Annotated in this window: 26 protein-coding genes, 4 pseudogenes and 3 riboswitches; of the genes and pseudogenes, 12 read left to right on the forward strand and 18 right to left on the reverse strand. The window is 68.2% G+C overall.

Annotated features, from left to right (window positions below; translation table 11 throughout):
* Positions 1-1,496, reverse strand: a 1,496-nt coding sequence (locus tag CCN51_RS08845) for a prenyltransferase/squalene oxidase repeat-containing protein (protein ID WP_143675751.1), incomplete at its 3' end; no start/stop codon positions are given.
* Positions 1,497-1,665: 169 nt separating this feature from the next.
* Positions 1,666-1,799, reverse strand: a riboswitch (cobalamin riboswitch).
* A gap of 93 nt (positions 1,800-1,892) precedes the next feature.
* Positions 1,893-1,968: riboswitch (cobalamin riboswitch) on the forward strand.
* A gap of 125 nt (positions 1,969-2,093) precedes the next feature.
* On the opposite strand from CCN51_RS08845, the gene CCN51_RS08850 reads away from it, so the two are divergent.
* A complete protein-coding gene (locus CCN51_RS08850) occupies positions 2,094-3,512 on the forward strand; it encodes a prenyltransferase/squalene oxidase repeat-containing protein (protein ID WP_014173860.1) in 1,419 nt (472 codons plus the stop codon).
* 50 nt (positions 3,513-3,562) lie between these two features.
* Entirely contained in the window at positions 3,563-4,492 is a 930-nt protein-coding gene (locus tag CCN51_RS08855) for a cobalamin-binding protein (protein ID WP_014173859.1), read from the forward strand.
* 39 nt (positions 4,493-4,531) lie between these two features.
* Here CCN51_RS08855 and CCN51_RS08860 read toward each other — a convergent pair whose 3' ends face one another.
* The 4 genes and pseudogenes from CCN51_RS08860 to CCN51_RS59860 all read right to left on the reverse strand — a co-directional run.
* Positions 4,532-4,990 carry a (2Fe-2S) ferredoxin domain-containing protein gene (locus CCN51_RS08860; protein WP_405384713.1) on the reverse strand — a complete coding sequence of 153 codons (459 nt, stop codon included), beginning with the start codon at positions 4,988-4,990 and terminating at the stop codon, positions 4,532-4,534.
* 60 nt (positions 4,991-5,050) lie between these two features.
* A riboswitch (cobalamin riboswitch) is annotated at positions 5,051-5,174 on the reverse strand.
* Between the two features lie 276 nt (positions 5,175-5,450).
* A complete protein-coding gene (locus CCN51_RS08865) occupies positions 5,451-5,720 on the reverse strand; it encodes a hypothetical protein (protein ID WP_063647513.1) in 270 nt (89 codons plus the stop codon).
* Between the two features lie 49 nt (positions 5,721-5,769).
* Positions 5,770-6,837, reverse strand: a complete 1,068-nt coding sequence (locus CCN51_RS08870; protein WP_086859426.1) for an integrase core domain-containing protein — start codon at positions 6,835-6,837, stop codon at positions 5,770-5,772.
* A gap of 80 nt (positions 6,838-6,917) precedes the next feature.
* Positions 6,918-7,125 (reverse strand): annotated as a pseudogene (locus CCN51_RS59860) (aldo/keto reductase); the annotation flags it as partial.
* 24 nt (positions 7,126-7,149) lie between these two features.
* Between CCN51_RS59860 and CCN51_RS59865 the strand changes: the two are divergent.
* The gene (locus CCN51_RS59865) at positions 7,150-7,401 is read left to right on the forward strand and encodes a phosphotransferase (RefSeq protein ID WP_238545290.1); all 252 of its coding nucleotides are present in this window, start codon (positions 7,150-7,152) and stop codon (positions 7,399-7,401) included.
* Between the two features lie 236 nt (positions 7,402-7,637).
* Positions 7,638-8,318, forward strand: a complete 681-nt coding sequence (locus CCN51_RS08885) for a S1 family peptidase (protein ID WP_014173853.1) — start codon at positions 7,638-7,640, stop codon at positions 8,316-8,318.
* A 133-nt stretch (positions 8,319-8,451) separates the two neighbouring features.
* Here CCN51_RS08885 and CCN51_RS08890 read toward each other — a convergent pair.
* Together CCN51_RS08890 and CCN51_RS08895 are read right to left on the reverse strand one after the other, a co-directional pair.
* Positions 8,452-9,729: pseudogene (locus CCN51_RS08890) on the reverse strand (IS701 family transposase); the annotation flags it as partial.
* On the reverse strand, positions 9,623-10,381 hold the full coding sequence (locus CCN51_RS08895) for an IS3 family transposase (RefSeq protein WP_425444751.1): 759 nt from the start codon (positions 10,379-10,381) through the stop codon (positions 9,623-9,625). The gene CCN51_RS08895 and the pseudogene CCN51_RS08890, both read right to left, overlap by 107 nt.
* 74 nt (positions 10,382-10,455) lie before the next feature.
* Here CCN51_RS08895 and CCN51_RS56335 point away from each other — a divergent pair, with 74 nt between their 5' ends.
* Positions 10,456-10,650, forward strand: coding sequence for a hypothetical protein (locus tag CCN51_RS56335; protein ID WP_014173851.1), 195 nt, complete (start codon positions 10,456-10,458; stop codon positions 10,648-10,650).
* 37 nt (positions 10,651-10,687) lie between these two features.
* Positions 10,688-11,458 (forward strand): pirin family protein, encoded by a 771-nt coding sequence (locus CCN51_RS08905; protein WP_014173850.1) that lies wholly within the window; start codon positions 10,688-10,690, stop codon positions 11,456-11,458.
* Positions 11,459-11,496: 38 nt separating this feature from the next.
* Here the strand turns inward: CCN51_RS08905 and CCN51_RS08910 are convergent, their stop codons facing one another.
* The 3 genes and pseudogenes from CCN51_RS08910 to CCN51_RS08920 all read right to left on the reverse strand — a co-directional run.
* A complete protein-coding gene (locus tag CCN51_RS08910; RefSeq protein ID WP_143675752.1) occupies positions 11,497-12,183 on the reverse strand; it encodes a hypothetical protein in 687 nt (228 codons plus the stop codon).
* Positions 12,184-12,380: 197 nt separating this feature from the next.
* A complete protein-coding gene (locus CCN51_RS08915; RefSeq protein WP_143675753.1) occupies positions 12,381-12,896 on the reverse strand; it encodes a hypothetical protein in 516 nt (171 codons plus the stop codon).
* Positions 12,897-12,937: 41 nt separating this feature from the next.
* Positions 12,938-13,369: pseudogene (locus tag CCN51_RS08920) on the reverse strand (integrase core domain-containing protein); the annotation flags it as partial.
* Between the two features lie 167 nt (positions 13,370-13,536).
* Here CCN51_RS08920 and CCN51_RS08925 point away from each other — a divergent pair.
* A complete protein-coding gene (locus tag CCN51_RS08925; RefSeq protein ID WP_319637693.1) occupies positions 13,537-14,526 on the forward strand; it encodes an integrase core domain-containing protein in 990 nt (329 codons plus the stop codon).
* Positions 14,527-14,555: 29 nt separating this feature from the next.
* Here the strand turns inward: CCN51_RS08925 and CCN51_RS08930 are convergent.
* Positions 14,556-14,774 (reverse strand): annotated as a pseudogene (locus CCN51_RS08930) (IS5/IS1182 family transposase); the annotation flags it as partial.
* A 140-nt stretch (positions 14,775-14,914) separates the two neighbouring features.
* Complete coding sequence (locus CCN51_RS08935; protein ID WP_014173844.1) at positions 14,915-15,658, reverse strand: Sir2 family NAD-dependent protein deacetylase; 744 nt, start codon at positions 15,656-15,658, stop codon at positions 14,915-14,917.
* Positions 15,659-15,920: 262 nt separating this feature from the next.
* On the opposite strand from CCN51_RS08935, the gene CCN51_RS08940 reads away from it, so the two are divergent.
* Entirely contained in the window at positions 15,921-16,529 is a 609-nt protein-coding gene (locus CCN51_RS08940; protein ID WP_014173843.1) for a hypothetical protein, read from the forward strand.
* A gap of 70 nt (positions 16,530-16,599) precedes the next feature.
* Here the strand turns inward: CCN51_RS08940 and CCN51_RS08945 are convergent, their stop codons facing one another.
* From CCN51_RS08945 to CCN51_RS08960, 4 genes are all read right to left on the reverse strand, one after another.
* Entirely contained in the window at positions 16,600-17,028 is a 429-nt protein-coding gene (locus CCN51_RS08945; protein WP_014173842.1) for a hypothetical protein, read from the reverse strand.
* Positions 17,029-17,124: 96 nt separating this feature from the next.
* The gene (locus CCN51_RS08950; RefSeq protein WP_043488997.1) at positions 17,125-18,129 is read right to left on the reverse strand and encodes a recombinase family protein; all 1,005 of its coding nucleotides are present in this window, start codon (positions 18,127-18,129) and stop codon (positions 17,125-17,127) included.
* 197 nt (positions 18,130-18,326) lie between these two features.
* Complete coding sequence (locus CCN51_RS08955; RefSeq protein ID WP_014173840.1) at positions 18,327-18,824, reverse strand: YbaK/EbsC family protein; 498 nt, start codon at positions 18,822-18,824, stop codon at positions 18,327-18,329.
* Positions 18,794-19,735: a DMT family transporter gene (locus CCN51_RS08960; protein WP_014173839.1), complete on the reverse strand. Its 942-nt coding sequence runs from the start codon at positions 19,733-19,735 to the stop codon at positions 18,794-18,796. The genes CCN51_RS08955 and CCN51_RS08960 overlap by 31 nt, the downstream gene beginning before the upstream one ends.
* 65 nt (positions 19,736-19,800) lie before the next feature.
* Between CCN51_RS08960 and CCN51_RS08965 the strand changes: the two genes are divergently transcribed.
* Positions 19,801-20,748 carry a LysR family transcriptional regulator gene (locus CCN51_RS08965; protein WP_055413852.1) on the forward strand — a complete coding sequence of 316 codons (948 nt, stop codon included), beginning with the start codon at positions 19,801-19,803 and terminating at the stop codon, positions 20,746-20,748.
* Positions 20,749-20,865: 117 nt separating this feature from the next.
* Here the strand turns inward: CCN51_RS08965 and CCN51_RS08970 are convergent, their stop codons facing one another.
* Positions 20,866-21,396: a Tn3 family transposase gene (locus tag CCN51_RS08970; RefSeq protein ID WP_342749363.1), complete on the reverse strand. Its 531-nt coding sequence runs from the start codon at positions 21,394-21,396 to the stop codon at positions 20,866-20,868.
* Positions 21,397-21,400: 4 nt separating this feature from the next.
* On the opposite strand from CCN51_RS08970, the gene CCN51_RS59870 reads away from it, so the two are divergent.
* The 3 genes from CCN51_RS59870 to CCN51_RS08985 all read left to right on the forward strand — a co-directional run bounded on the left by CCN51_RS59870 (position 21,401) and on the right by CCN51_RS08985 (position 23,538).
* The gene (locus tag CCN51_RS59870; RefSeq protein WP_238545288.1) at positions 21,401-22,300 is read left to right on the forward strand and encodes a transposase family protein; all 900 of its coding nucleotides are present in this window, start codon (positions 21,401-21,403) and stop codon (positions 22,298-22,300) included.
* 190 nt (positions 22,301-22,490) lie between these two features.
* Positions 22,491-22,964: a nuclear transport factor 2 family protein gene (locus CCN51_RS08980; RefSeq protein WP_014173835.1), complete on the forward strand. Its 474-nt coding sequence runs from the start codon at positions 22,491-22,493 to the stop codon at positions 22,962-22,964.
* A 25-nt stretch (positions 22,965-22,989) separates the two neighbouring features.
* The gene (locus CCN51_RS08985) at positions 22,990-23,538 is read left to right on the forward strand and encodes a TetR/AcrR family transcriptional regulator (protein ID WP_014173834.1); all 549 of its coding nucleotides are present in this window, start codon (positions 22,990-22,992) and stop codon (positions 23,536-23,538) included.
* Positions 23,539-23,980: 442 nt separating this feature from the next.
* Here the strand turns inward: CCN51_RS08985 and CCN51_RS56340 are convergent, their stop codons facing one another.
* The gene (locus tag CCN51_RS56340; protein WP_193383691.1) at positions 23,981-24,223 is read right to left on the reverse strand and encodes a hypothetical protein; all 243 of its coding nucleotides are present in this window, start codon (positions 24,221-24,223) and stop codon (positions 23,981-23,983) included.
* Positions 24,224-24,367: the final 144 nt, after the last annotated feature.

A 24,367-nucleotide genomic window follows, 5' to 3' on the forward strand; every position in this document is an offset into this window, starting at 1 on the left:
GAGGTGGGCGGGTCGGTCGGCTCCGTCTTCTTCGTGGTCAGGGTGGCGAGGCTGGTGTGCGCGCCGGCGAGGACGGCGGACGGTGTCGGGTAGACCGCGGGGTCGGTGGCGCCTTCCTCGAAGCCGAAGCCGCCGCCGTCGAGTTGCTGCCGCGACAGCCATGCGACGGCCGCGTCGGCGCGGCCGGTGTCACCGAGGGCGCGCAGGGCCTGCGCGGCGTACGCGGTGGCGTACACGCTGCCGGTGGTGGCGCCGGTGTAGCCGGGGAAGGAGCCGTCCTCGTGCTGGGCCTTGGTCAGGTACGTACGGGCCTTCGCCACCGCGTCGTCATGACCGCCCGCCTTCTGCAGCACCAGCGTGACCAGGCCGGTGGTGGCGGGGTCGCCGTCGCAGTACTCGCCGGGGCGGATGAGGATGCTGGTGACGCCGCCGTCCGCGCACTGCACCTGAGCGAGCCGGTCCACCGCGGCGGCTGGGGGCGTCGTCTTCGCCCGCAGCAAGGCCAGGACCGACAGCGCCTGCCCGTCGGTGTAGGCGGCGTTCCGGAAGTCGCCCTTGGCGGTGCAGCCGGGGGGCGATTCGCCGGACTCGGGGCCTGCCGCGCATACGTTCTTCGTCAGGTCGCCGACGAGGTCGTGGCCTCCGACGGCGTGCGGGTCGGCATCGGTGATCTCGGCAAGGAGGGCGAGGCGGGCTGCGGCGGTGGCGTCGGGGGCCTGGTCTGCGCCGTTCGGGTAGGCGTAGTCGGCGCTGCGTGCAGCAAGGAAGGCGGTGACCTTGTCGAGGGAGGCGCTTTTGCCATCGGCTGCGGCGAGGGCGTAGGCCGTCTCGGTGGTCAGGAGGTAGTTGGGGGTGTCGGCGCCGTCGTCGACGATGCGTTCGCCGTCGGTCAGGCGGCCCTTGAGCCACTTCGCGGCGGCGGTCACGTCGACCTCGCCGGGCTCGCCGGTGGGCGGGTCGCCCGGGTCGGGAGTGCTGGTGCCGCCCGCGCGGACGTCGTCGGGGCTGAAGGTGGGCTTGCCGGTGCTGCCGCCGACGTCCGTGCCGCCGTAGACCCATGCGTCGACGTCGCCGTCCTTGAGCTTGCGGTCCATGGCGCCGTACGGGCTGTAGGTCCACTCGTCCTGGCCGGGAGAGGCGGTCCAGTAGGACCAGTAGGCGGTGGCCGGCGGGGTGAGGACGCAGGCGTCCTTGTCCGGAGTCGGGTACTGCGTACCGGAGTTGAAGGGATCGTAGCCAATGCGGCAGATGAAAGCGGGGCCGTCGTGCTCGGTGCCGGTGGTGCTGAAACCGGCCTCGTGGAGCAGGTCGTAGCCGGTGGTCGGCGTGGTGTCGCAGCCGCGTTCGACCTTCCCGCCGAACGGCCCGAAGTCGACGGCGACGACGGCGCCCTTGGTGGCGGTGCAGTCGGCGACCGGGTCGGCGACTGCGGACGTCGTCGTGAGGAACGTCATGCACGCCGCCAGCAGGGCGAACAGCGCCGACACGAGTGCCATCAGACGTCCGGGTCTCGTCCCCGTCCGCCCGTCTCTTCGCTTCCCGGTCCCCACCGCGGCCCCCTCGTCGCCTGACCGGCGCGGGCGGGAACGTGGCTGAATGCCCCCTATGCGCGTAGAGACGCATGGAGGCTGGTCGCACCACGCCGTAGTCCGCGACGGCGTCTGTTGCTTGGAACACGCTCCAGGCATTCCGGCTTGCCCGGCGGTGCCGGGCCTACGGTTGCGGGTCAGCGCCGGATTTCGACCGGCTTCCCCTGGAACTCATTGCGTATCAACCGGATTTGAGCACGGTTCACAGACAGCGTCAAGGTGCGGCACTGGTCGGCTCAGGGGTGTTCAGAGCACCCCTGGCGACGGGGGCGCCGGTCGGGTACCGTCCCGCACTGCCGAGTGGGGGAACCCGGTGAGAGTCCGGGGCTGACGCGCAGCGGTGTGGGACGGCTGGAGGCCGACCCGAGCCCGAATGCCCAAGCGGCGAAACACCTTTGGAAGCCGGTCCACGCGTCTCGGGCGGCGACCATGCCCGCCGCTCCCACCGCACCGCGAGGGCCCGGCACGAGTACCGGTCGGCGTCCCTCATCCCAGGAGCAGGCCATGTCCCGTACCGTGCCCCCGTCCTTCCGCCGCCCCGTGCTCACCGTGGCCGCCGCGCTCGGCGCCTTCGCCCTGACCACCCTGCCCGCGGCGGCGACCGCCACTCCGGCGCAGATCGCCACCTCGAGAACGAACGGCGTCGCCTACCTCAAATCCCTCCAGACGGCGGACGGTTCGTACGCCGGGGCGGGGCTGTCGAACGAGTGGGCGTTCAGCGCGTTCGCCGCCGCAGGCACCGCCGCCGTGGACGTCACACCCGACGGCGACACGAACAAGAACGCGAGAACGGTCTACCGCAACCTGCTGTCCACCAGCGGCTGGCCGTCCTCCTCCCCTGTCGTCACCGACTACGAACGCGCCACGCTCAACGCCTACGCCGCCGGCATCGACCCGGCCCGCGTCTCCGCCTCCCGCAACCTGATCGCCGACATCTACGGCTACTGGCAGAACTCCGAGCCCGGCTACTTCGGCCCGTCGGCCAACTTCAACGGCACCGTCTTCGCCGCACTCGCCCTGGGTGGCGCGAAGACCCAATCCGGCCAGACCCGCATCCCGCAGGCGCTGCGCGACGCGATCATCACCCGTCTGCGGGCCAACCAGCACAACGACGGCGGCTGGAACTACGCCAAGGCCGAAGGCGACCCGAGCAAACTCTCCGAAGCCAGCGACATCGACATGACCGGCGCGGCGATGGCCGCCCTGTGCGTATCCGGCGTGCCCAACACGGACACCGACATCGTGCAGGCCAAGGCGTTCCTCAGGAGCAAGCTGGTGGCGGGCAGCGGTGCTTTCAACGCCCTGTTCGGCGTCAACACCGACTCCAACGGCTGGGCCGTCTCCGGCCTGAACGCCTGCGGCATCAACCCCCAGACCGGCGACTTCCTCACCTCCCAGGGCAAGACGCCGGTCGACTTCCTGATCGCCCAGCAGTTCAACCCGGGCGGCGGTTTCAAGTACCTGCCCGGCGACACGAGCCCGTCGGCATACGCGTCGATCGACGGGCTGCGGGCCGTGGCCGGGGGCGGCTTCACCTCCGCCCCACCCGTCCCGACCACCTCGGGCGCCCCGCAGTGGGTCAGCCAGGGCACCTTCACGTCCGGTACGGCCACGAAACTGGCACTGACCGTGGACGACGGCGCCGGCAACCTCAAGACGTGCTCCGTCACCCTCACCCCGACCGGCTCGACGACCACGCTGGGCGCCGTCCTCGACGCGGCCACGGGCGCGGCCACCCCGTCGGGCTGCGTGACCGCCGTGACCCCGTCCACCGGCACGGGCACCATCACCTCCCTCAACGGCAAGGCCAACAGCGGCTCGAACACCTGGAAGGTCAGCCTCGACGGCTCGTCCTTCACCTCTGCCACGCGGGAGTACGCCGTGGCTGGCGGCGACACGATCGCTGTGCGCTGGGGCGCCTGACCTTTGGCAGGGTCCGGGGCCTGCCCTGGGGCAGGCCCTAGAGTCGCGGCATGCGCATCGTCTCCCTGCTGCCGGCCGCCACCGACATCGTCGCCGAACTCGGGCTGTCCGCACAGTTGGTCGGCCGCACCCACGAATGCGACTGGCCTCCGCAGGAAGTGGCCTCCGTGCCCGTGGTGACCGGCGCCGACCTCGACCAGGACGCCCTCACCAGCCGGGAGATCTCCGACGCCGTCGGCGGATCCGCACACTCCGGATCGTCGCTCTACAGCCTCGACACCGAGGCGCTGGCGGCCCTGCGCCCCGACGTGGTGCTCACCCAGGACCTGTGCGACGTGTGCGCCGTCTCGTACGAGAAGGTAAGCAGCGCCGTCCGGCTCCTCGACGCCGACACCCGCGTCCTCAGCCTGGAGCCGCGCACCCTCGACGACGTACTGGACTGCCTGGTCACGGTGGGCGAACTGCTCGGCGTGCGCGAGCGCGCCGAGCAACGCCGGGCCACGCTGCGGGCCCGCCTGACACAGGTCCGCGCGTCGGCCGCGGACCGCGCCCGGCCCCGGGTCGTGGCGATCGAATGGCTCGACCCGTTGTGGCCCGCCGGGCACTGGGTACCCGAGCAGATCACCGCCGCCGGCGGCGAGCCGCTACTCGCCGCACCGGGTGAGCACACCAAGCCGATGGTCTGGGACGCGGTGCGGGCCGCACGGCCGGACGTGGTGCTGGTCCTGCCGTGCGGCTTCCCGCCCGAGCGCACCCTGCGCGAGGCACACCTGCTCACCCGCCTGCCGGGCTGGTCAGACCTGCCTGCGGTGCGGGCCGGGCGCGTCTGGGTACTGGACGGTCCGTCCCACTTCAACCGCCCCGGCCCCCGCGTGGTACGCGGGGCGGAGGTGCTGGCCCACGTACTGCACGGCGTGCGGACCGGGGCCGCGGTGACGGCGGCCGAGGCACGCCCGTTCCCGGGCGTGCCCAGCCGGTGAGTACGACGGCGCGAGGTCGGAGCCCTGGCCTCCCCACCGTCACCGCGCCCGGCGGCCGGACGTTGGCAAGGACATGGTGCGTCGGCGTGGCGGGGTGAAGGCGTACAGGTCGAGGATGGCGGGCCGGGGTGCGATGCCGGGGCCGCCCGCCCGCACCCAGGCGGAGATGTCCTCGGTCGCGTCGGGGTCGTTGACCAGGCCGAGCCAGACCGGCCTGCCACCGGCGGCGCGTCCGGCAGCGGAGGGCTGCACGACGATCACATTGGCCTGGTCGCATACGTCCAGGCAGGTGGAGACGCGTACGGGCGCCTCCTGGGCGAGGCGCGATGTCTGCGCCGCGTGATCGACGCCGGCCACTTTGGGGCTGCCGCAGCAACAGTCCCGGCACACGACGACCCGGCACGGTGCCGGGCCGGCCGGCCTGTCCACCGCTGCCTCGGTCACCGGTTCCTCGGCTACCGCTCCTGCGGCCGTCCGGTCGGCTGGCCTCATGGGCATGGCAGAACCGTCCCCTTCTCCGGGGAGATCCGCCCCGGTTCCGTCGAGGGGCGACCGCGTGAGTCTCCTGGCTCTCGGGTCATGCTCATCCCGGCCTTCCCACCCGCTGCCGGGCAGTGGCCTGTTCGGGATCCGCTCGCCGATCACAGTGGCGGGACCGCGCCGGATTCACACCGGCTTCCTCGTTCCGCCGTCGCCTTGTCGCCGGGCATCATCGCATCCAGGGCGACGTGTCGTCATCTGGGTCCAGCGGTCCGACGTGTCATGAGGCGTTGCTTCGATCACCCGCGTCACTCCCGGACTCGCCGTCGCCGGTGGCGGTGGCCGGTGCCGCCCTGCGCCGACTTGAAAGTGGAAGGGCTCCTGCGAGTCACGCCCTTGCAGGAGCCCTTCGTTGTGCCGCCTGCCGGTGAAGGCTGAGACGACGATCACGAGCAGGACATCCTCACGCGCTACGACATCACGGCGCGAGCAGCAGGCCGTCTCCGCGCTCCTTGGCGGCGGCGTAACCCTTGGCCATGTCCTGCCAGTTGACGACAGCCCACATGGCCTCGATGAAGTCGACCTGGTGGAAGGCCAGGCTCTTCTCCAGCCCGTTGATCGACCCCCACGACGCCTTGTCCCGCGCCTCGGCGAGCTGCTCCAGCGTGTCGTTGGCGCCCTTCACGTACGCCGCGTGGTGCTTGTCGTGGCGCAGCTCGATGATCTCGGGGCTGATGACCGGGGCCAGCGCCGCGTGCGGGGTTCCACAACACGGCCACCTGTGATGACCTGCGTTTCTACGCCGCTCGTTCGTATTCGTTGATGAGGCCGCCGAGGCGCTGTCGGCGCTTGATCCGCTCGTGGGAAGGATCGGCGATGGGGTGGTCGGGCCGTGGCGGGTGGAGTTGTTGTCCGCGGTGGGGTCTTCGTTCGTTGTAGTGCTGGATGTACTCGTTCAGCACGGCGCGTAGGTGGCGTCGGCCGAAGATGAGGATCCGGTCGGTGACCTCTGAACGGACGGTGCGTACGAATCTCTCCGCGTATGCATTCGCTTGGGGGCACCGCGGAGGGATCTTTACGGCTTTGATGCCCTCGCTGGCGAGGACCATGTCGAACGACCTGCTGAACTGGCTGGCCCGGTCGCGTATGAGGAAGTCGAACTCGGATGCGCGGTGGCCGAGGTCCATCAGGAGATGGCGGGCCTGTTGCGTGGTCCAGGGGCCGTCCGGATGGCCGGTCACTCCGAGGACGTGCACGTACCGGGTGCCGACTTCCATCACAAAGAGCACATACAGCCGCCGCAGGGTGACGGCGCAGTCCACGTGGAAGAAGTCGACGGCGAGTGTGGCCTGGGCCTGGGTGCGGAGGAAGTGCCGCCACGTTGTGTCGGTCTGCCGTTCAGGTGCCGGGGGTGTCTTCCGGCGTTTGAGGACTCTGCGGATGGCGGAGGCGCCCACGCGGTGGCCGAGCTTGAGCAGCTCGCCCTGGATGCGCTTGTATCCCCACGAGGTGTTCTCCCGGGCGAGTTGTTCGATGAGCGTGGCGATCGCCTGGTCGATCGGCGGGCGGCCGGTTCGGTTCGGGTACGTCCACTTCTTCGTCACCAGTCGGCGGTGCCACCGCAGAATCGTGTCGGGTGTGACCAGACGGTGCCGTCGCAGTCGCCGCGGCAGCTGCCGGACCAGCGCGGCGAGGTACGCGCGGTCGGCCCAGGTAAAGCGCGGCTTGGGGTTCGTGCGGCGCAGCACCGCCACCTCGTGCCGCAGAACGAGCAGCTCGATGTCCTTGGAGGTGGAGGAACTGCAGAGGAGCACGCACCAGCCGAGCAGCCGGGTGAAGATCAAGTAGAGCAGACGTAGCGGCACAATCCGAGTCCTTCCCAGCGAGTGCTACTCCACTCATTACCGCTGGTCATCGCGCCGGGCCGAGTTCTGGAACCCCACACGAAGTCGAAGATGTCGATGTTCTCCACCCTGGTCGGCGCGGACCGACTTCGGGATCACGACGACCTCCAGCTGGACGAGCCAGCGGAGCACCACCTGTGCCACGGACTTCCCGTGCTCGCCAGCGATGTCGCTCAGGACCGGGTGCGTGAAGAGGTTGTTCCGGCCTTCGGCGAACGGCCCCCACGACTCGATCGGCACACCGCGCTCCGGGCCCTGCACGAGCAGCTGCCCGTGGCCGACTGCCCCTTCAGCTGGTCGGTCGACCACCGTTTGGGCATCGCCCGGCGCGCGGGCATCGAGGTGCCCGCAGACCTACCCGAGGCGCCGCCGGTCGACCACCTCGTCGTGTGCCACGGCGACCCCTGCGCCCCCAACACGCTCCTGCCCGAGGAAGGTTCGTGGTCCGCTCACGTGGACCTGGGAGCCCTCGGCGTCGCCGACCGGTGGGCGGATCTGGCCGCGCCGCCTGGAGTGCCGACTTGAGCTACGGGCCGGGTTGGGCGGACGCCCTCCTTGACGCCTACGGCATCGGTCCCGACCGCAACGGATCGACTTCTACCGATGCCTGTGGAACGCCACCTGAGACGGCGTGTTCTCAGGGAACCCCGAGGCCCAACCACGACTCTTCACGGGGTGGGTGAGACTCACCGACCAGCGGGCACACCGGCCAAGGGGTATGCATCTTGATCAAACTATGTGGAGTGGGCGCAATACTCACCATGCTCCTCGCCGTCCTGGCATTGCCCGAATCGGCCTGGGCAATCCAGGGCGGGTCCGTCAGCAAGCACGGCCCGTGGGCCGTCCGTGTCTACGCCGACGGCGACCCCTCGTGCACAGGTACGGTGGTCGACCCCGAGTGGGTGCTCACTGCCGGCCACTGCGTCCGATACGACAATTGGCGCATCACCTTGCGGGTCGGCAGCCTCGACCAGCGGCACGGCACCATCGTGCGCCGGATCGAGAACGCCACCCTGTTCACTCCCAAAGCCGACGTGGCACTCGTGAAGGTTCCCCGACTCAAGGTCAAGCCGATCGAGCTGGGGCGCAGCGGAGACGTGAAGGTGGGCCGGAGTGTTCGCGCATACGGTTGGGGGGCCACGTGCGCTCCCCCGAAGCCTGAGTCCTCATGCCAGTCCAATGTGCTCAAGCAGGCGCAGTTGAAGGTCGCGGCACACTCGGACCGGCGGTGCGAACTCATGGTAGGAGCGGACGACTTCTGCGCCGCGCGGGGGAACGGCCTCCCCGTGGGAGGCGATTCGGGCGGCCCGGCGACGGTCCGGAACCGGACCGGTCATGAGGTGCTGGTAGGGGTTCTCTCCGGATCCGACCGGGAGACTGTCGCGTCATTCGCGGACATCACACGCCTGCGCTCGTGGATTGTCTCGGTCACCCGTTCCTGAGGGCCCACAGCCGTGACCCGGGACGCTCGCAACCTGACTGGTCAGACACCACGTTCGCCGCATTCTCCCGAGTGTCGGGGAATATCAGCCGGGTCGAGAAGGCGGCCGCTCCCCGCCACGCCGGCCGTGCGCCTTACCGGTAGTTCGTTAAATCCGGAGGTGGAGGTCGATGCCGTGTCCGGTGGTGACCGCGTCGATCAGGGCCTGGAGCTCGGAGGGTGGGTCCGTGTCCGTCCAGGCTCGCCACCATCGGTTGAGGGTGATGGCGGGGGTGAGCCAGGAACGGATGGCTCGTAAGGCCCGGGGCCAGCAACGCGGTTGGAGCTGGTGGGACGGGGCCGGTCCCCCTCTCTGGCCTCTCGTCGGGGCACGGGTCCGGCGCGGTGGCATCCAGGGGTCCGGGTGGGGCGAACCATTGGTCCCAGCAGAAGGAGAAGGCGCAGTTGACCAGGGTCTGGTGGCGGCGGATGGCGCGGTCGGAGCGGACTTGGAAGTCGGCCCAGCCGAGTTCGTCCTTGATCTGCTTGTAGCTCTGCTCGATCCACGGACGCAGGCCGTAGAGGCGAATGATCTCGGCGAGGTCGGCCGGCGGGTGCGGGCTGGTGGTGGCATGGGGTGCGTCGGGGTGGGGCAGGTTGGTGGCCAGGTACCAGGTGGCCTTCTCCGGGAGTCCGGCTGGGTCGGTGGTGGCCACGATCAGGCGGCAGGGTGAGTCGGGTCCGTAGCCGCCCAGGCGGGCATCGGCGGCCCACCAGGTGTCGGTGTGCCCGTCGCGGAAGTGACGCTCCACGGGTGTCCAGTCGCCTGGACACTTGGCATCGCACCAGGTCAGGGCGTGGGCGGCTTCGATGGGGGTGTGCGGCTGGTCGACCGGAGCCCAGGTGCCGCGGTGCGGCTTGAGGGCGACCACGTAGGCCAGGCCGGCCTCGCGCAGCGCGAGGTACCAGTCGTCGCTGACGGAGTAGGCACAGTCGGCGACCACCGCCCGGCAGCTGAAGCCCGCTTCCTTCCCGCGGGCTGCGAGGTGGGCGGCCGGCTGCGGTTTCGTGCGGAAGGCCGGATCGGACCGGCCGCGGGTGAAGTGATGGGCGGGGGTGTAGGGAGTCGCGTGCAGTGGGTAGTACACGCGGCCGTCGGTCCATACCGTGGTCACCGTGACGATGCCGTTGTCCGTCTTTCCCAACCGGCCCAGCCACTGCCGGCCCACGTGCGCGGTCGCCGTGCCGTCCTTGCGGTCTCCGGAGTCGTCGATCACGATGACCCCGCCGTCGCGCGGAGCCGTCGCCGACTCCTCACGCAGCAGTTCAAGCCGCCGGTCGTTGACCTGCTCGACCTCCCAGGGGGACTCGGACAGGAAGAACTGCAGCCGTTGCACCCCCGGCATCCCCGCGCCTGCCACCGGTTCCGCCCCTGGCGGTGACGCCCAGGATATGGACACGCCGGGTGGCGATCTCCATGACGAAGAAGACATAGAGACGCTTGAGGAAGACGGTCTCCACGTGCATGAAGCCACAGGCAAGCAGCGTGCGGGCCTGGGTGCGGAGGAACGAGCGCCAGGTCTGCTGGGATGCACGCTGCAATGCGGGCGGTAGACCAGAACGGCGCAGGACGCGACGGACGGTGGCGGCGGCGACCCGATGACCGAGCCGTCGCAGCTCACCCTGGATCCTGACGTAGCCCCAGGTCGGATTCTCCCTCGCCAAGCGCTGGATGAGCGCGACCGTCTCTTCCGACAACGGCGGACGACCGGCTCTGACCGGTGCTTGACGCCACTTCCAGCGCACCAGACGGCGGTGCCAGGCAAGCAGCGTCCCCGGGGTGACCAGCCGATGATGACGCAAGACGGGCGGCAGCTGCCGTGCGAGAGCGGAGAGCACGGCACGATCGGCCCACGAGATCCGCGGGCGCTCGACCTGCCGACGCAGCGCAGCGACCTCATGGCGGGGAGCGAGGATCTCGACGTTGTTCGCGGCGGTCGATCGGCCCAGCAAGAGGGGCAGCCCAGTAGTCGACAGAAGATCAGGTAGACCAGTCTCAGACCCACGATCAACGATCACGCCCATACTTCCGGATGGCGGCGGCACGCGGGTGCGCCTAGCCTGGAGGCTGCTGACCCCCCGAACTTCCGGAGGCGGACATGTATGACCTCCGCTACAAGATGATCATGGCGTTGACCGCCGCGGACTTCGGCAACCCCCTCTGCGAGCAGGCGGCCGACATCTGCGCCGAGATCGCCGACCAGCACTGCACGCAACTGCACGTCGCCGACCGGGGAGCCCCCGACGCTGTGCCGGCGGTGACGGTTCCGCCCGGCGCCCGGGGACGGCTGTGAACGCGGCGGTACGCCGGGTGTGGAGAGGACGCATGCGATGACCGCTGCTCTGCAACCGACGGTGGACATCCGCCGCAGCCGGGAACGGTACAAAACAGAGCTGTCCTGGCTTGATTCCAAGCACTCCTTCTCTTTCTCGCACCACTACGACCCTCAGAACACCCACCATGGACTGCTGCTGGTTAACAACGACGACATCGTCACCGCCGGCACCGGCTTCGAAACGCATCCACACCAGGACATGGAGATCGTCACGTGGGTGCTGCAGGGGTCACTGGTCCACCAGGACTCCACCGGCCACACCGGGCTGATCTACCCCGGACTCGCCCAGCGCATGAGCGCCGGGACGGGCATCCTGCATTCGGAGAAGAACGACTCCTGGCGAGTTGAGGGCGTCAGCCCCCACACCGACCCCGTGCACTTCGTACAGATGTGGGTCGTGCCCGACGAGGAGCGCATCACTCCCGGCTACGAACAGTTGGAGATCGACGATGCACTGTTGCACGGCGGCCTGGTCACCGTGGCCTCGGGAATGGACCGGCATGCCGACGCATCGGCGATCCGCATCAAGAACAAGTACGCCGGACTGCACGCGGCACGACTGAACCCGGGCGACTCGGTGCTCCTTCCCGAGGCGCCGTTCCTTCACCTCTTCGTTCCCCGCGGCACCGTCACGCTGGAGGCATCCGGAAAACTCGAAGCCGGGGATTCCGTGCGCTTCACTGCAACCGGAGGCCAGCGGATCACCGCCGACGAACCCGCCGAAATCCTCGTCTGGGAAATGCACGCCACTGTCAAAGGATGGTAAAACTCAACTCAGGCTCATCTTTTTGCATCGGGTGTGCTCTAGATGCTGCCGCGAGAAGGGTCGGCGGCAGAAACCCCTTTCCAGCGCGAGCTTTGAAAGCGGACGCTCGCGACGAGCATAACGAGTCCGGCCGCTACTCCCGCAGGAAGAGCTGTGGTGAGCGGGGCGTGCAGTCCGTAGGCCACGACGCCGACGTCGGCACCGATGACGACACTCGTGATCACACCAATACTGCCCGCAACGCTGAGCATCCGCTGAAATGGCTGTCGGTGCGGCGTCAACATGACCACGGCCTGCTCGGCACCGGCCACAGCGAGGAGCAGGTCGGCCAGCTCGGGAACCAGTTCCGCGTACATGGCGCGCAGTCTGGCGATACGGATATTGAACTGCCAGTCGTCAATGGAGATCTCCAGGCAGCGAACGAAGGTGACCACACCCAAGAACGCCAGCGACGACAGTACCAGCGTGTAAAAGGTGGTGGTCCCTGCACTGTGCCCGGCGCGACCGTAGAACCCGAGAGCAATGAGGCCGGCCGACAAGGCGCCGAGGAAAATGCTGGCCCGTCCGTTGGCTTCGCTGATCGTGGCGGCGCGTTGCGTCTGCATGTTGTAGTGCTCGGTGGTCAACACAGTGATCCAGGCTGATGCGGCCGCGCCGGCGGCACTGAGCCGCAGGGGTTCATTCGGGCCCGGACCTGGCGGCTGTTCCGGGCAGGATTCGGTCATGGTTGAGTCAATCTGCCGTCCCCTTGTCCATCAATGCATCAATTCTTACATACAGTGACAGTTTCAGGAGTGTGTTGCGCCGCGTGGCGTAGGCCTCGATCCAAATCGTGGCCGCGCAAGGCGGCTCCTGGTTTCCGGGAACGGCTGGTCAGCAGTCCAGCGCACCTTTGGTGCGCGCCGGGGGCGTGGTAAATGCTTTAGCGGGAACGTCCCGGTGAGCGGGGAGCGACCGGTTTCGGCACGGAAGCTGGGCGGGAAAGGGATGGTGTCGGGCGGACCGGCGGGAGAACCTTACCCGTGCCGCTGAGGCGGTCGTCGCACCCCGTCAGGGCTTCATGGACCGTTTCGAAGCCGCCCTCGCGCAGTGTGTGCGTTCCCGCCTCGATATCGGCTTCCTCGACCACGACACGGAACGGGGACGGGGCACGCTCATCCAGGGCGCGTAGTGTCGCGAGGGTGACCCAGTCGTCCGGGTCGTCCCGGGTGTAGGACCAGCCGAGGGCATAGTGGTTCCCGTCACTCATGAGGCGTTGCTCCAGGGCCCGCGTCACCTCGTCGGCCGGCGCGGTGCCCCATTCGGGGTCGAGTGCGATGGACTCGGGCGGACAGCCGCGATGGATCAGCCAGGACTGCGCGATCGAAGGCAGAGGCAGCGGCGCCTGCTCGAAGCGGAACGTCCGCCTCTCGTGGTCTCGTTGCAGGTAGAGAGCCACGTACTGCGGCACTGCGGGTGCCGATAAATCATCCGTGCAGGTCACGCCGCGTGCTGGTATTCGTGGAGGGTTCCGCTGAGTCGGTCTCGTCGGCTGACTTCCAGGTGGGCGAGTTGGGCTTGTTGGGTGATGGGTGTGGGTAGCGGGCGGCATGGGGCGGCTTGCTTCAGGGCCCTGTGCGGGCGTTGATCGTTGTAGAAGGATTCGTACTCGCGCAGGGCGTGGAGAAGGTGTCGCTGGTTCCAGATCAAGGTCCGGTCCAGGAGTTCGGTGCGGCAGGTCTGTATCCATCGCTCCATGAGCGAGTTCATCCTCGGCATCCGAATGCCGGTGGTGACGACCTTGAGACCGGCATCGGTCATCAGGGCGTCGAAGGCGACTGTGAACTTGGAATCGCGATCGCGGATGAGGAACTTCGCCTTGCTGCCCGCGTCCTCGAGGTCCATGAGGAGGTTGCGTCCGAGCTGCACGATCCTGTGGGGCTCGGAAAGTCGTCGCCGCAGGTAACGTCAGGTATTCGGTCTCGGCTGGCAGCATGTCCGCGTGACCGTCTCACTGGTGTACAAGATCGCCCGCAAGCTGCTGTCCATCCCCCCGGGTACTGCTGCGCAGCCAGGCCACGAAGGACGCGGAGTTGCTCGTGTTGCGGCACGAGAACGCGGTGCTGCGCCGTCAGATCAACGGCCGGGTGCGCTATGAGCCCTTTGATCGGTTCTGGCTGGCTGCGCTGTCGGGCCTGATACCCCGCTACCGGTGGCGTGAGGTCTTCCCGGTCACGCCCGGCACCCTGCTGGCCTGGCATCGCAGGTTCATCGCGGCGAAATGGGACTACAGCGCGCAGCGCGCTCGGACCGGGCGACCACCGACCAGGGCGGCGCTCAGGAAGCTGATACTGCGACTGGCCCGGGAGAACACAGGGTGGGGCCACAGGCGGATCCAGGGCGAGCTGGCTCGCCTCGGGCATCCGATCGCCGCATCCACGGTGTGGGAGATCCTGAACGCTGCGGGCATTGATCCGGCCCCACGCCGCGCCGGCCCAACCTGGCGCGAGTTCCTCACGAACCAGGCCGAGGGCATCATCGCTGCAGACTTCTTCCATCTCGACACCGTGCGCGGACGCCGACTGTACGCGCTGGCCTTCCTCGAACACGGCACCCGGCGCCTCCACATCTCAGGCGTCACGGCCCATCCCACCCAGGAATGGGCCGTACAGCAGGCCCGGAACACAGCCGCCGACCTCGGCATGCGGACGGAGTCCCTGCGGTTCCTGCTACGTGACCGCGACGGCAAGTACGGACAGTCCTTCGACGCCGTCTTCGAAGCCGATGGCATGGAGGTGATCAAGAGCGCGCCACGAACACCGAGAATGAACGCCCACTATGAACGGGTGATCGGCAGCATCCGGCGCGAAACCCTCGACCACATCCTGATCACGAACGAGGCACACGTCCGACGAGTCCTGGCCGCCTACCAACGGCACTACAACACACACCGCCCTCATCGAAGCCGAGGCCAGCTACCTCCTGACGCTCACCAGCAGCCCACCACCGTGCACAACCCCGACGCGCACAAACTCCTACGTACACATGTCCTCGGCGGCGTCATTAACGAATACCGCTATGCCGCTTGACCAGCAGCGATGACTTTTCGAGCCCGACAGGTCGGTACCGAGATGCCGTTGTCCCTGGCGAGTTGAACCAGCCGGGTACCGTCGACGAACCAGCGCAGCACGAGCACCGCCTGTTTGAAGACGCCCAGCACGCGAGTGCCCTTGCGGGTCCCGGGCTGCTCGCGGTGGCCGCACAGCAGCTTCGCGAGGTGCTCGGCGGTTGCCCTGCGGACATCGAGCACGGCGGTGTAGGTGACACTGGATGCCACGTGGAGCCTCTGGTTGTACGGAACGTGATCTTCGCAGAACGTTCCTACCAGGGGCTTCACTCATGTCTGACGCCGAGTCACCATCCCGCCGTCCGGCATGATCACACACCGCAACCGTTACGTTGCCGAGAAGACTTCAGCTACCGGAGGGCAGCAGCGTGCAGTTCGCGGAGCACATCACCCAGAACGGTGGAGGCGTCGCCGAGCACTTCCCGCTCGAACGTCGAAGCGTTGTCGGTCCATGGTTGGGCGTTGACGAGTACCCGGACCGTGCCGGGACGGCAGAAGTCGATGAGCCCGGCGGCGGGAAACACCGTCCCGGAAGTGCCGACGGCGATCCACACGTCAGCGTGGCGGGCAGCGTCGATCGAGGCGCGCATCTTCCTGGCGGGGAGTTGCTCTCCGAACAGGACGACGTCAAGGCGGGCAACGCGCCCGCAGCGCGGGCAGGTGGGCACGGTTTCGTGGAGGTTCTCATCAAACCAGGCACCGTGGCGGGCGTGGCATGCCTTCCCGGAGCAGCGGGTGCGGAACACGCTGCCGTGGAGTTCGGTGACGTTCGTGGATCCCGCCCGGGTGTGGAGCCCGTCGATGTTCTGGGTGGCGATGTGCACGTCGAAGTGGGCTTCGGCAGCGACCAACGCCTGGTGCGCCGGGTTGGGTTGGGCGGTGTATGAGGCGCGACGTAGTTCGTTCCAGTGGTCCCACGACTGTTGGGCTTTGCCGTGCCAGCGGGACGCGGTGGTGAACTTCGCGGTGTCCGGGTTGCGGTCCCACATGCCGTTGCCGCCCCGGTAGACGGGCAGCCCCGATGGGGCGGAGATACCAGCCCCGGTGAGGACCGCGAGCCGAGGTTTGTGGTCAGCGATCGCGACATCAGTCATACGATCATTGTCGGCCCTGGCGGAGTCTCGGGACACCGGATTTCTACAACCTCACCTCCTGCTCTGCTGGGCGCACGAAAGCCCGAGGCCAGTGCTGATGGGTGGACCATCACCGCCGCCAGCCACTCACCGCCGTCCATGACGCCTCCTCGCTCCGCTGTCCCCGGCCGACTCGCGACGAACTGACACGGCACCCCGGGCATGAAGGAAGATAGAGCAACGAGCACGGCAACCTTGCGGATCTTGAAGCGTGGAAAACTCCATGATCCACAGGCGCCGTGCTCGCCGCATATCGGGACACTCGCCATCCGCGATCAGGTCAAACGGCCCCGCCTGCGGGGTCTTCGCCACCCGGCTGGGCGGTGAACTCGCCGAGCCCGACCAGGCGTTCAACGCCTTGATCCGGGGCGTCCACGCTGTCGCCGAACGTGCCAACGCCCTGCATGTCGTCGAGGCGGCCCAGTCGATGATCGCCAATGCCGCGAAGCAGTTGCGGGACAAGTCCTCGCCCGACAGGGCGCGGGTGGTATTCATCGTGTCCCACTTTCTCGACCGGCCCTACGTGGAATGTCTCGACCTGGTGATCGCGCACGCCTTGACTGCCCCGACGCTGCCAGACGAGATCGACGCCATGTGGGTGTTCTTCGCGCCCTCGCACCTGGTGGTGTGGTCGGCTGTCGAGCAGCGCTGGACGCAGCTTCTTCTCGGCAGTTTTAAGGAGGAGGGGACGGCCCCGGAGGTCGACTTCGGCATGGAGCCGCTGCAGCACTACGAGGGGCTGTTCCTGGAGCCGGCAGGGATCGACGGGCCCTCGCCCTTCTACTACGGCCTCGGGACTGGTGAGCTCGCATCCGCGGTTGACGCAGAGTGACGGCGGCCCGCATCCGTCCGGAATACGCGACACCTCAACATGCGAGCTCACCAGTCCCAGCCCGTGCCGGTCACGTACGGGCGAGCGTCGCTTCCTCCGCCGCGTAGACGGCCAGGCGTCGCGCGACGTCCTCAGTAAGGGCCCCGCGGTCCACTGCAACCTGCTGGGCGGGGGTGAGCCGGGTCCCAGCCGGTACCACGGTCTCCGCCGCGCGCAGCGGCAGCTCGTCGAGCCGCACCAGATACTGGAGCCGAGCCGCGGCCACCACACCGTCGGGTCGGGGAACTACCGCCCCCTCGATGAGCTGGTGGGCCTGGTCGAGCATGTGGTCCTCCGAGTCGACCCGGTCGCAGAACCACCCGCTGGCGAACGGGTTCCAGAAGAGCACGTGCGTGCCGCTCAGGCCGATGCAGAGCGCCACTTCCGGGTCGGTCAGGTACCGGTCCGGCCAGGTGAACCCGCTCGTGGATCCGGCATCCGGGCCAAGCGCGGCCACCACCGCACGCAGGTAGGCCGTGTTCTCGTATAGCTGCCGCCACCCGTCACGTAACGCTCAGTAGTTGCTGTTTACATTGGGCACGGTCTTCGGATCTGGTCACTCGATGCCGGAGGTAACAGTGCGGGCCGGGCGGGGCCGGGCGATGTCGTCCGTAGCCGTCAACGCGGCGAAGTCGGTGTGGGCCTGCTCGATGGCCTCGGGGTATGCCTGGGCCTTCTCGTGTTCGGCGAGTGCCCGGTAGATGCTTGAAAGGCTGGGGTTCTGACCTTTGCGGCGGCCGGTGGGGATCAGCAGGTCGGGCTGGATCTGCTCGACAGTCTCGCCGTTCGCGCGGCGGCGGAGCACGGTGTGCAGCATGTCGTCGGTGATGACGGGCGGCCGGCCGCCGTGCTTCCCCTTGCGGGAGGCTGCATCGAGTCCTTCGAGGGTGGCCTCGCGGATGTTCTCGCGCTCGGTCTCGGCCATCGCGGCGAAGAAGCCGAACAGCAGGCGGCCGGGTCCGGTGGGGTCGTAGATCCCGGTCAGAGGTCCAGCGAGCATCTCCAACACCAGTCCGTGCGCGGTGAGACGGTCAGCGAGCGCGGTCAGCTCTGCTGCGTCGCGCCCGAGCCGTTTCATCTCGTTCACTGTGAAGATCACGCGGCAGTGCGGGGCGTGGGCCTTGATCTCGCGAGCGGCGGCAAGCGCGGCCTCGAACTGTGGACGGACCCGTACCCGGGTGCTGATCTTCTCCGCGAAGATCTTGTCCCGGGGGATGTTCTTCGCTGCGAGCGCGTCCAACTGCGACTGGAGTTCCTGGGTGAGGCTGGAGCACCTGGCGTATCCGATGCGGATGTCCGCGGTCGGGGTGTCGGGGTCGATCGGTGCCGGGAGGAGGGTGCCGGGCCGCCACGGCTGTCCGGGACCGCGGTCCGCGGGGGTCGGTACGCGCAGGAGCTTGGCGAGCCGGGGTACCTTCGTGAAGCGGCCGGTGTGGTAGGTGCCGGCGACCGCGCCGGACCGCGAGCGACAGGGCGAACCTGGCGATGCGTGACAGCGGGAGCAGGGATGGCGCTCGACATCGTCGGCATCGGACGCGAGTGCGGTTTGAGGGACCGTCATGACCTCGGATACCGTCACAAACATTTCCCAGAATGGACCTCAACCCGCTTTTGAGTGAGAACGAGTTGTGACAGCGGATCCGGGTTGCAGACCGTCATCGCGGACCGCTCTTGATCTTGCTCCGGGAAAGGGTCGTTTATGAGAGGGACAGCCCCCCCCGTCGGGATGGGGACCGGATCAGCGGGCCGTGAAGTGCGTCAGTTCGAGCCCGGACTGGTAATGCGCTCGACGCGCGGCTTGGCGAGCCTGGTGTAGTCCGCGCCGGAGATGGCCAGCGAGCGGTCAAGGCGGGCAGCGTTGAAGTAGAGGCAGGGCTGGGCAATGACGTCCGGGTCTGCGACGAGTTCAAGTTCGGGGTCGAAGCTGAAGGGCAGGACAGTGCCGGGGACGGCGTGGGCCAGTCGCTCGGCCGTGGCTGCGTCGCAGAAACCGACGTAGCGGGCTGCGAACAGCGTGCGGATGGCGTTGAGGTCCACACGCCGGTCGCCGGGGACGACCGCGAGCACGTAGCGAGTGACTCGCCGGTCGATCTTGACGATCAGGATGAGGCATTTCGCGGCTTCCGACACCGGGTGTCCGCGCAGTGCGCTGACCGTTGCGGTTGTGCCTTCCGGTTCGTGGTCAATGAGCTTGTACACGGTTGCGGTGCTGTCGAGCAGGTTGATCAGACGCTGGTAGGTGTCGTTGTCCGGCATGGGGGCTCCTCTTTGTTGGTCGTGCGGTGGGTGCGTTCGATGCTCTGTCCCCAGTACGTTCCGGTGACCATGAGCGCCGCCCCGAGGGCGGCGAGGGTGGAGAACTTTTCGCCGCCGAGGCCGATGCCGACCGCGACGGCCCAGACCGGTTCGGTGCCTAGTAGCAGACTTGCCCGGCTTGCGGAGCTGTTCTGTACCGCCCAGGTCTGGGCGAGGAAGGCGAACACGCTGCAGAACAGGGCGAGATAGACGAGCTGGCTCCAGACCGCGGCATCGACCTGAGTCAGCCTCGGCAGGCCACTTGAGGCCGGCACGGCGAATAGCGCCGAGCCGACAACCGTCTGGACGGCCGTGAGGTGCAAGGGCCGGACAACGCGGCCCTTCGTCAGTCGCCCCACGAGCGCAACGTGCACTGCGCGCACCACCGCGGCGGCGACCATCAGCAGGTCGCCGATCCGGGGAGTCTGGAAGCCGCTGCCGGACATGAGCAGTGTGACGGCCAGCAGGCACACGCCTGTGGCGGCGAAGAAGCGCGGGGGCAGCCGGCCGTTGCTTGCCGTGCGGTCCAGCAGGGGGGTGAGCACGATGGTGAGGCTGATGATCAGGCCGGCATTGGCCGCGCTGGTGTGCGCGACGCCGTACGTCTCGAGAACCAGGACAGCAGCCTGGGTGACCCCCAAGAGGGACCCAACACGCACCTCGTCTCGCGTGTAGCGCCCATTCCGGCGGCGGGCGGCGACGAGGGCGAGGCAAGCGATCGCGGAGATCGCATACCGTGCGAACAGCACCATCAGGACGGGCAGGGCGTAGGTGGCCGTCTTCGCGGCCAGGTAGCTGGAGCCCCAGACGATGGCGACAAGGAGAAGCACTGCGTCAGTGCGGCGGGCGTGGAACACCCCCTTACGCTGCATTGCTTCCACCCTGAAGCCAAGGGCGAGGTTCTTCAAAAATCCTGAAGCATCACTACACTGAGAGGGTGAATGAACGGCAGTTGCAGATCTTGCGGGAGCTCGGCGAGCTGGGAAGCGTCACCGCGACCGCCGAGGCGTTGTTGATGACTCCCTCGGCAATCTCCCAACAGCTACGGCTGCTGCAACGCTCGATCCCGGTCCCACTCACCGAGCGTGACGGACGGCGGTTGGTGCTCACCGATGCCGGGCAAGCCCTGGCCAGTGCGGCGATCGAGGTGGAGACCGCGCTGGCCAGGGCACGGCACACCATCGAGGAGTTCGTCGACCGGCCGGACGCGGGTGTGTCGGTGGCGGCTTTCCACAGCGCGGCCGCGGCATTCTTCCCACTACTGCTGCTTGCCCAGGCTGGCCCCGGACGCCCGCAGCTCTCGCTCGCCGACGAGGACGTCGCGCAGGACCATTTCCCGCGACTGACCCGGGACTACGACCTCGTACTCGCCCACCGTCTCGACCAAGCGCCACCGTGGCCGACTACGGTCACCGCCAGTACGCTGCTGCGTGAACCGCTCGACATCGCCCTGCCGGCCGACCACCCCTTGGCCGCCAAACGACGCCTCACCCCGCGAGACGTCGCCGATCAACCCTGGATCACCGTTCACGACGGCTTCCCGCTGATGGCCACCATCGACGCCATCGCGACCGCCGCGAACCGACGGCTCAACATCGTCCATCGCATCAACGAATTCGCGGTGGTCGCCGAAGCCGTAGCCGCCGGAGGCGGCCTGGCCCTGATGCCACGCTGGACTACACGTCCGCACCCCGCACTGATCCTCAGACCGCTCAGCGGCGTGCACACCCGACGCCATATCGATGTGCTCCACCGCCCCGAACGTGCCGCACGGCGAGCCGTACGGACGGTGCTCACTGAACTGCACCATGCAGCCGCAACGGTCCAGAGCCGAGACGTAGGCGCGGGTGCCCACGCTCATGAGACTCTCGCTGTCGATGCCTGAAGCGGCGAGTTGCCTTCTGAAGACCGGTGTCGAACGGCTCCGCACGTCACGGACCCGTCCGAGCACCCTGTCAGGCCGGTGAGGTGAAGGGCGGTCCGCTGTCGACGTCCGCCGATGTCACACCGGCGCAGAGGCGACCACGTCCTGCGCACGGCGAGGGCCGGGCACCGTTACCGCGACGGCCAGGTCCAGGTCCAGACGACTGTTCATGTCCAGCTCGAACCGTCCGTATGGGTTGACGTGGGTCCAGAACAGCGGGGACAGTGCCCGCCGGTCCGCATCGGTGAGCTTCTCTGCCCACTTCGGATCAGCGAGGACCTGCTGCACCAGCAGCGTGTTGACGTGGACCAGGGCGGACTGGAGCAGATGCAAGGCCAGCATGGAAACTTCCTGAGACTCCTTATCCTGTCCGACCGGGTCGCCATCCTTGCCGTGGAAGAGGTCCTTGTTCGCTGAGTTCCAGTTCTCCACGACCTGCAAGCCCTCGTGGATCTCCTGGCGCATCTCGACATCGGCGAGGTAGTCGCAGATGAACGATGTACGCACCGCCCGCCCGAGTTCCTCGATCGCCTGGTAGGTGGGGTGCTTGGGACCGCCTCGGGTGAAGCGGCGCAGGACCTGCTCGGCCTCGGCGGTGCCCAGGCGCAGGGCGGTGGTGTACCGAGGTCCGCAGCTTGCCTTGCAGGGCGGTGATGAACTCGCCGGCGTCCTGCGGCTGGCCCAGGGCGGCGTAGTGGACGTCCCGGTTGTCCTCGAAGTCGGCGGGCAGGTCGTCCTCCGGGTTACGCCACCACCTGGGAACGTCGACGACCAGGACCACGCCGAACCAGCTCGTCTTCCCCTGAGCCGCGCCTGTTCCTACCAGCAACGGCAAGAGGAGAACGAGGAACGCGGCAGTCTCGCGCGGGACACCGGTGCCATCCTGCCCGCTGGCATCACACTCGCCCAGCCACCGCCGACCGCCCCTCCCCCAGCCCGGCACACCCCGCTTCCAGCACCGCCGACACCAGCACCTGCTTCGCCGCCCGGCGGAACCGTCCCCACCCCACCGCCACAGCGGTCCCGGCACGCTGATCCACACCCGGCGGCGCACCGGCACGGCGAACCGGAAGAACTACTGGGCAAGCACAAGTGCCATGGTCTGCTCGTGATCGCGCTTACCGACGACAGGGGCCGGCTGCTCTGGGTCTCGGCGACCCGGCCCGGACGGACCTCGGAGATCACCGCCTGCCGTCACGACGAGCTCACCGCCCGACTCCGGGCGGCCGGGCTCGGCGCCATCGCCGACCTGGGATTCGTCGGACTTGACGACAGCGGCCCGGACATCGACCCGGCAGTGATCACCGGCTACAAGGCCACCCGGAACCGGCCCCTGACACGGGGACAGAAGCTGTCCAACAAGGCACTGGCGGCCGTCCGGGCCCCGGTCGAGCACGGATTCGCCCACCTCAAGAACTGGCGCGTGCTCGGCAGGCTCCGCACTGACCCCAAATGGGCGACCGCCCTGGTCAGGGCCCTGCTGGTCCTTACGAACCGCGAAGTCTCCCGGTGACCGACGATCTTCACCGAAGCGTGACGGGCGCTGGTAGTACCGGGGCGCCGCCCGCCACTGCAGGGGCGTTTCCCTGACGCCATCCTGTACGTGAACCGGACCGGGATCCCCTGGCGCTACCTCTGCTCGACTACTCGCAACGGCTCGCAGCGTGGTAGGTTATAGGTCGACCACTAACGTAGGAGTGAAGATGACAGTCAAGGAAGACGACGCCAACCGCCGCGCCGCTGCCCAGCACGCCCTGGCCGAGCACCTGCGCCTTACCGCCGCAGGACGCACCGACGAATGGGTGGAGCTGTTCGCCCCGGACGCGGTGCTCGAGTTCCCGTACGCGCCGGCCGGCGTGCCCCAGCGGGTAACGGGGCGAGACGCACTGCGCGCGCACATGAGCAACTTTCCCGAGACCTTCGACGTCGAGTTCGTCGACCTGGTCTTCCACGACACCGTCGACCCGAGTCTGGTGATCGCCGAATTCCGCTCGAAGGGCACTGCGCTGCCGACCGGCAAGCCGTACGAGCAGACGTGCATCTCCGTCGTCCGGACCGATGACAACGCGCGCATCACCCACTACCTGGACTACTGGAACCCGCTGGTGGCGATCGAGGCGCTCACACCCGACGACGTGCCGTCCGACCCTGACCTCAGCGTGACTTTTGGAAGCTGAAAGGAGCCGTGTTTAACTGACGCCCATGCCCGCCCCCGGCACCAGCACGAAGAGCGACGAACGACGTCGGACCATCATGGCCGCCGCGGTCGACTGCTTCGCGCAAAAAGGTTTCTACGGTACGACGACACACGAGATCGCCCAGTGGGCCGGCATCTCACAGCCGTATCTCTACCGCCTGTACCCGAACAAGGAAGCACTGTTCGCGGCGGCGGTCGACCACGTGTCCGTCGTCATGACCGAAACACTGGTCGCGCACTCACCGGCCTCGGGTGGGGCCAAGCCGGCGCCCGAGGCGGCGTTGGATGCCGCACGCGGCGCCTACTCCGCGCTCGTCGCGGACCGGAACATCCTGCGTTTCCTCATGCACGCGAACTGTGCCGCCGGCGAGCCGCTGGTGGCACAGGCCGTACGCCGGTGCTACGCCAAGCAGGTCGACACCGTCCGGCAACTGCTGGGCGACGACGACGCCGTACGGCGCTGGTTCGGCGCCGGCATGCTCGACAACGTGGCCGCCGTGCTGGGCCTGGCCGACATCGATGAGCCGTGGGCGCACGTCCTCACCGCTCGATGACCCGACACCGGCAGTTCGGCGACGACGGCCCCGAGCCTTCCTCGTAGGCCGGCTTGGCCGGCGGGACTCGGCTTCTTCGCCCAGCCGCAGGCAGGCTTCTTTTTGGGTCAGCCCCCTCCCGGGCGGGCGCCGGGGCCACGGCCGCGGCGGCCTCTGCCGCGGCGCGATCCTGCTCGGCTAGCCGGTTCAGGACCCGCTCGGCGATCACGAGCCCCTCCCTCTCGGCCTGGACCTCCTGCAACTGCTCGGCCAACTCCGCAGCGAGCGGCAAGTCAGCAGAACCCGAGCACGGCCCCGAACGACAAGTCAGACGATCTCCGCCATGGGCACCGGCCGGCGACCAGCGCGAGCAGCTCTCCCGACCCTCACACCAGACCCATGACCAGCAACTTCACGATGCACACCACTCACTGAGATGGCATCCCGACTTTTCGAACCTGTACTACTCGGCCTGGCGGCCCTCGCCGTCCGCGGCCGCATCAAGCGGTAGCCGGTCGGGCAACCGCAGTGCCGACTTGGTGCAGAGAAGGGCGAGGACGTTGCCGCCGGCGGCCGGGGCGACCATGCCGCGCTCGGTCATCATCAGGGAGATCGCGGCGGCGAGCCCAAGCGGCTCGCGTCCGTCCCGCCGCACCGCCCGTTCTGCGAGGACCTCGGCGTGCACCGACGGTTGATGCGCCGTCACGGCGACGCGTAGGGTCTCGGACGGTAGTGCGGCCCTGTGGCCGCACATGACGAGGGGCCCAGCTCCTGCCAGAGCCAGGCCCCTCAATTTGCAGTTCATGAGCCCGGTCGCCCACATATCGACCGGGCTCTCTGCATGCGCAGT

Source organism: Streptomyces milbemycinicus, from assembly GCF_002154605.1.
Lineage (GTDB): Bacteria > Actinomycetota > Actinomycetes > Streptomycetales > Streptomycetaceae > Streptomyces > Streptomyces milbemycinicus.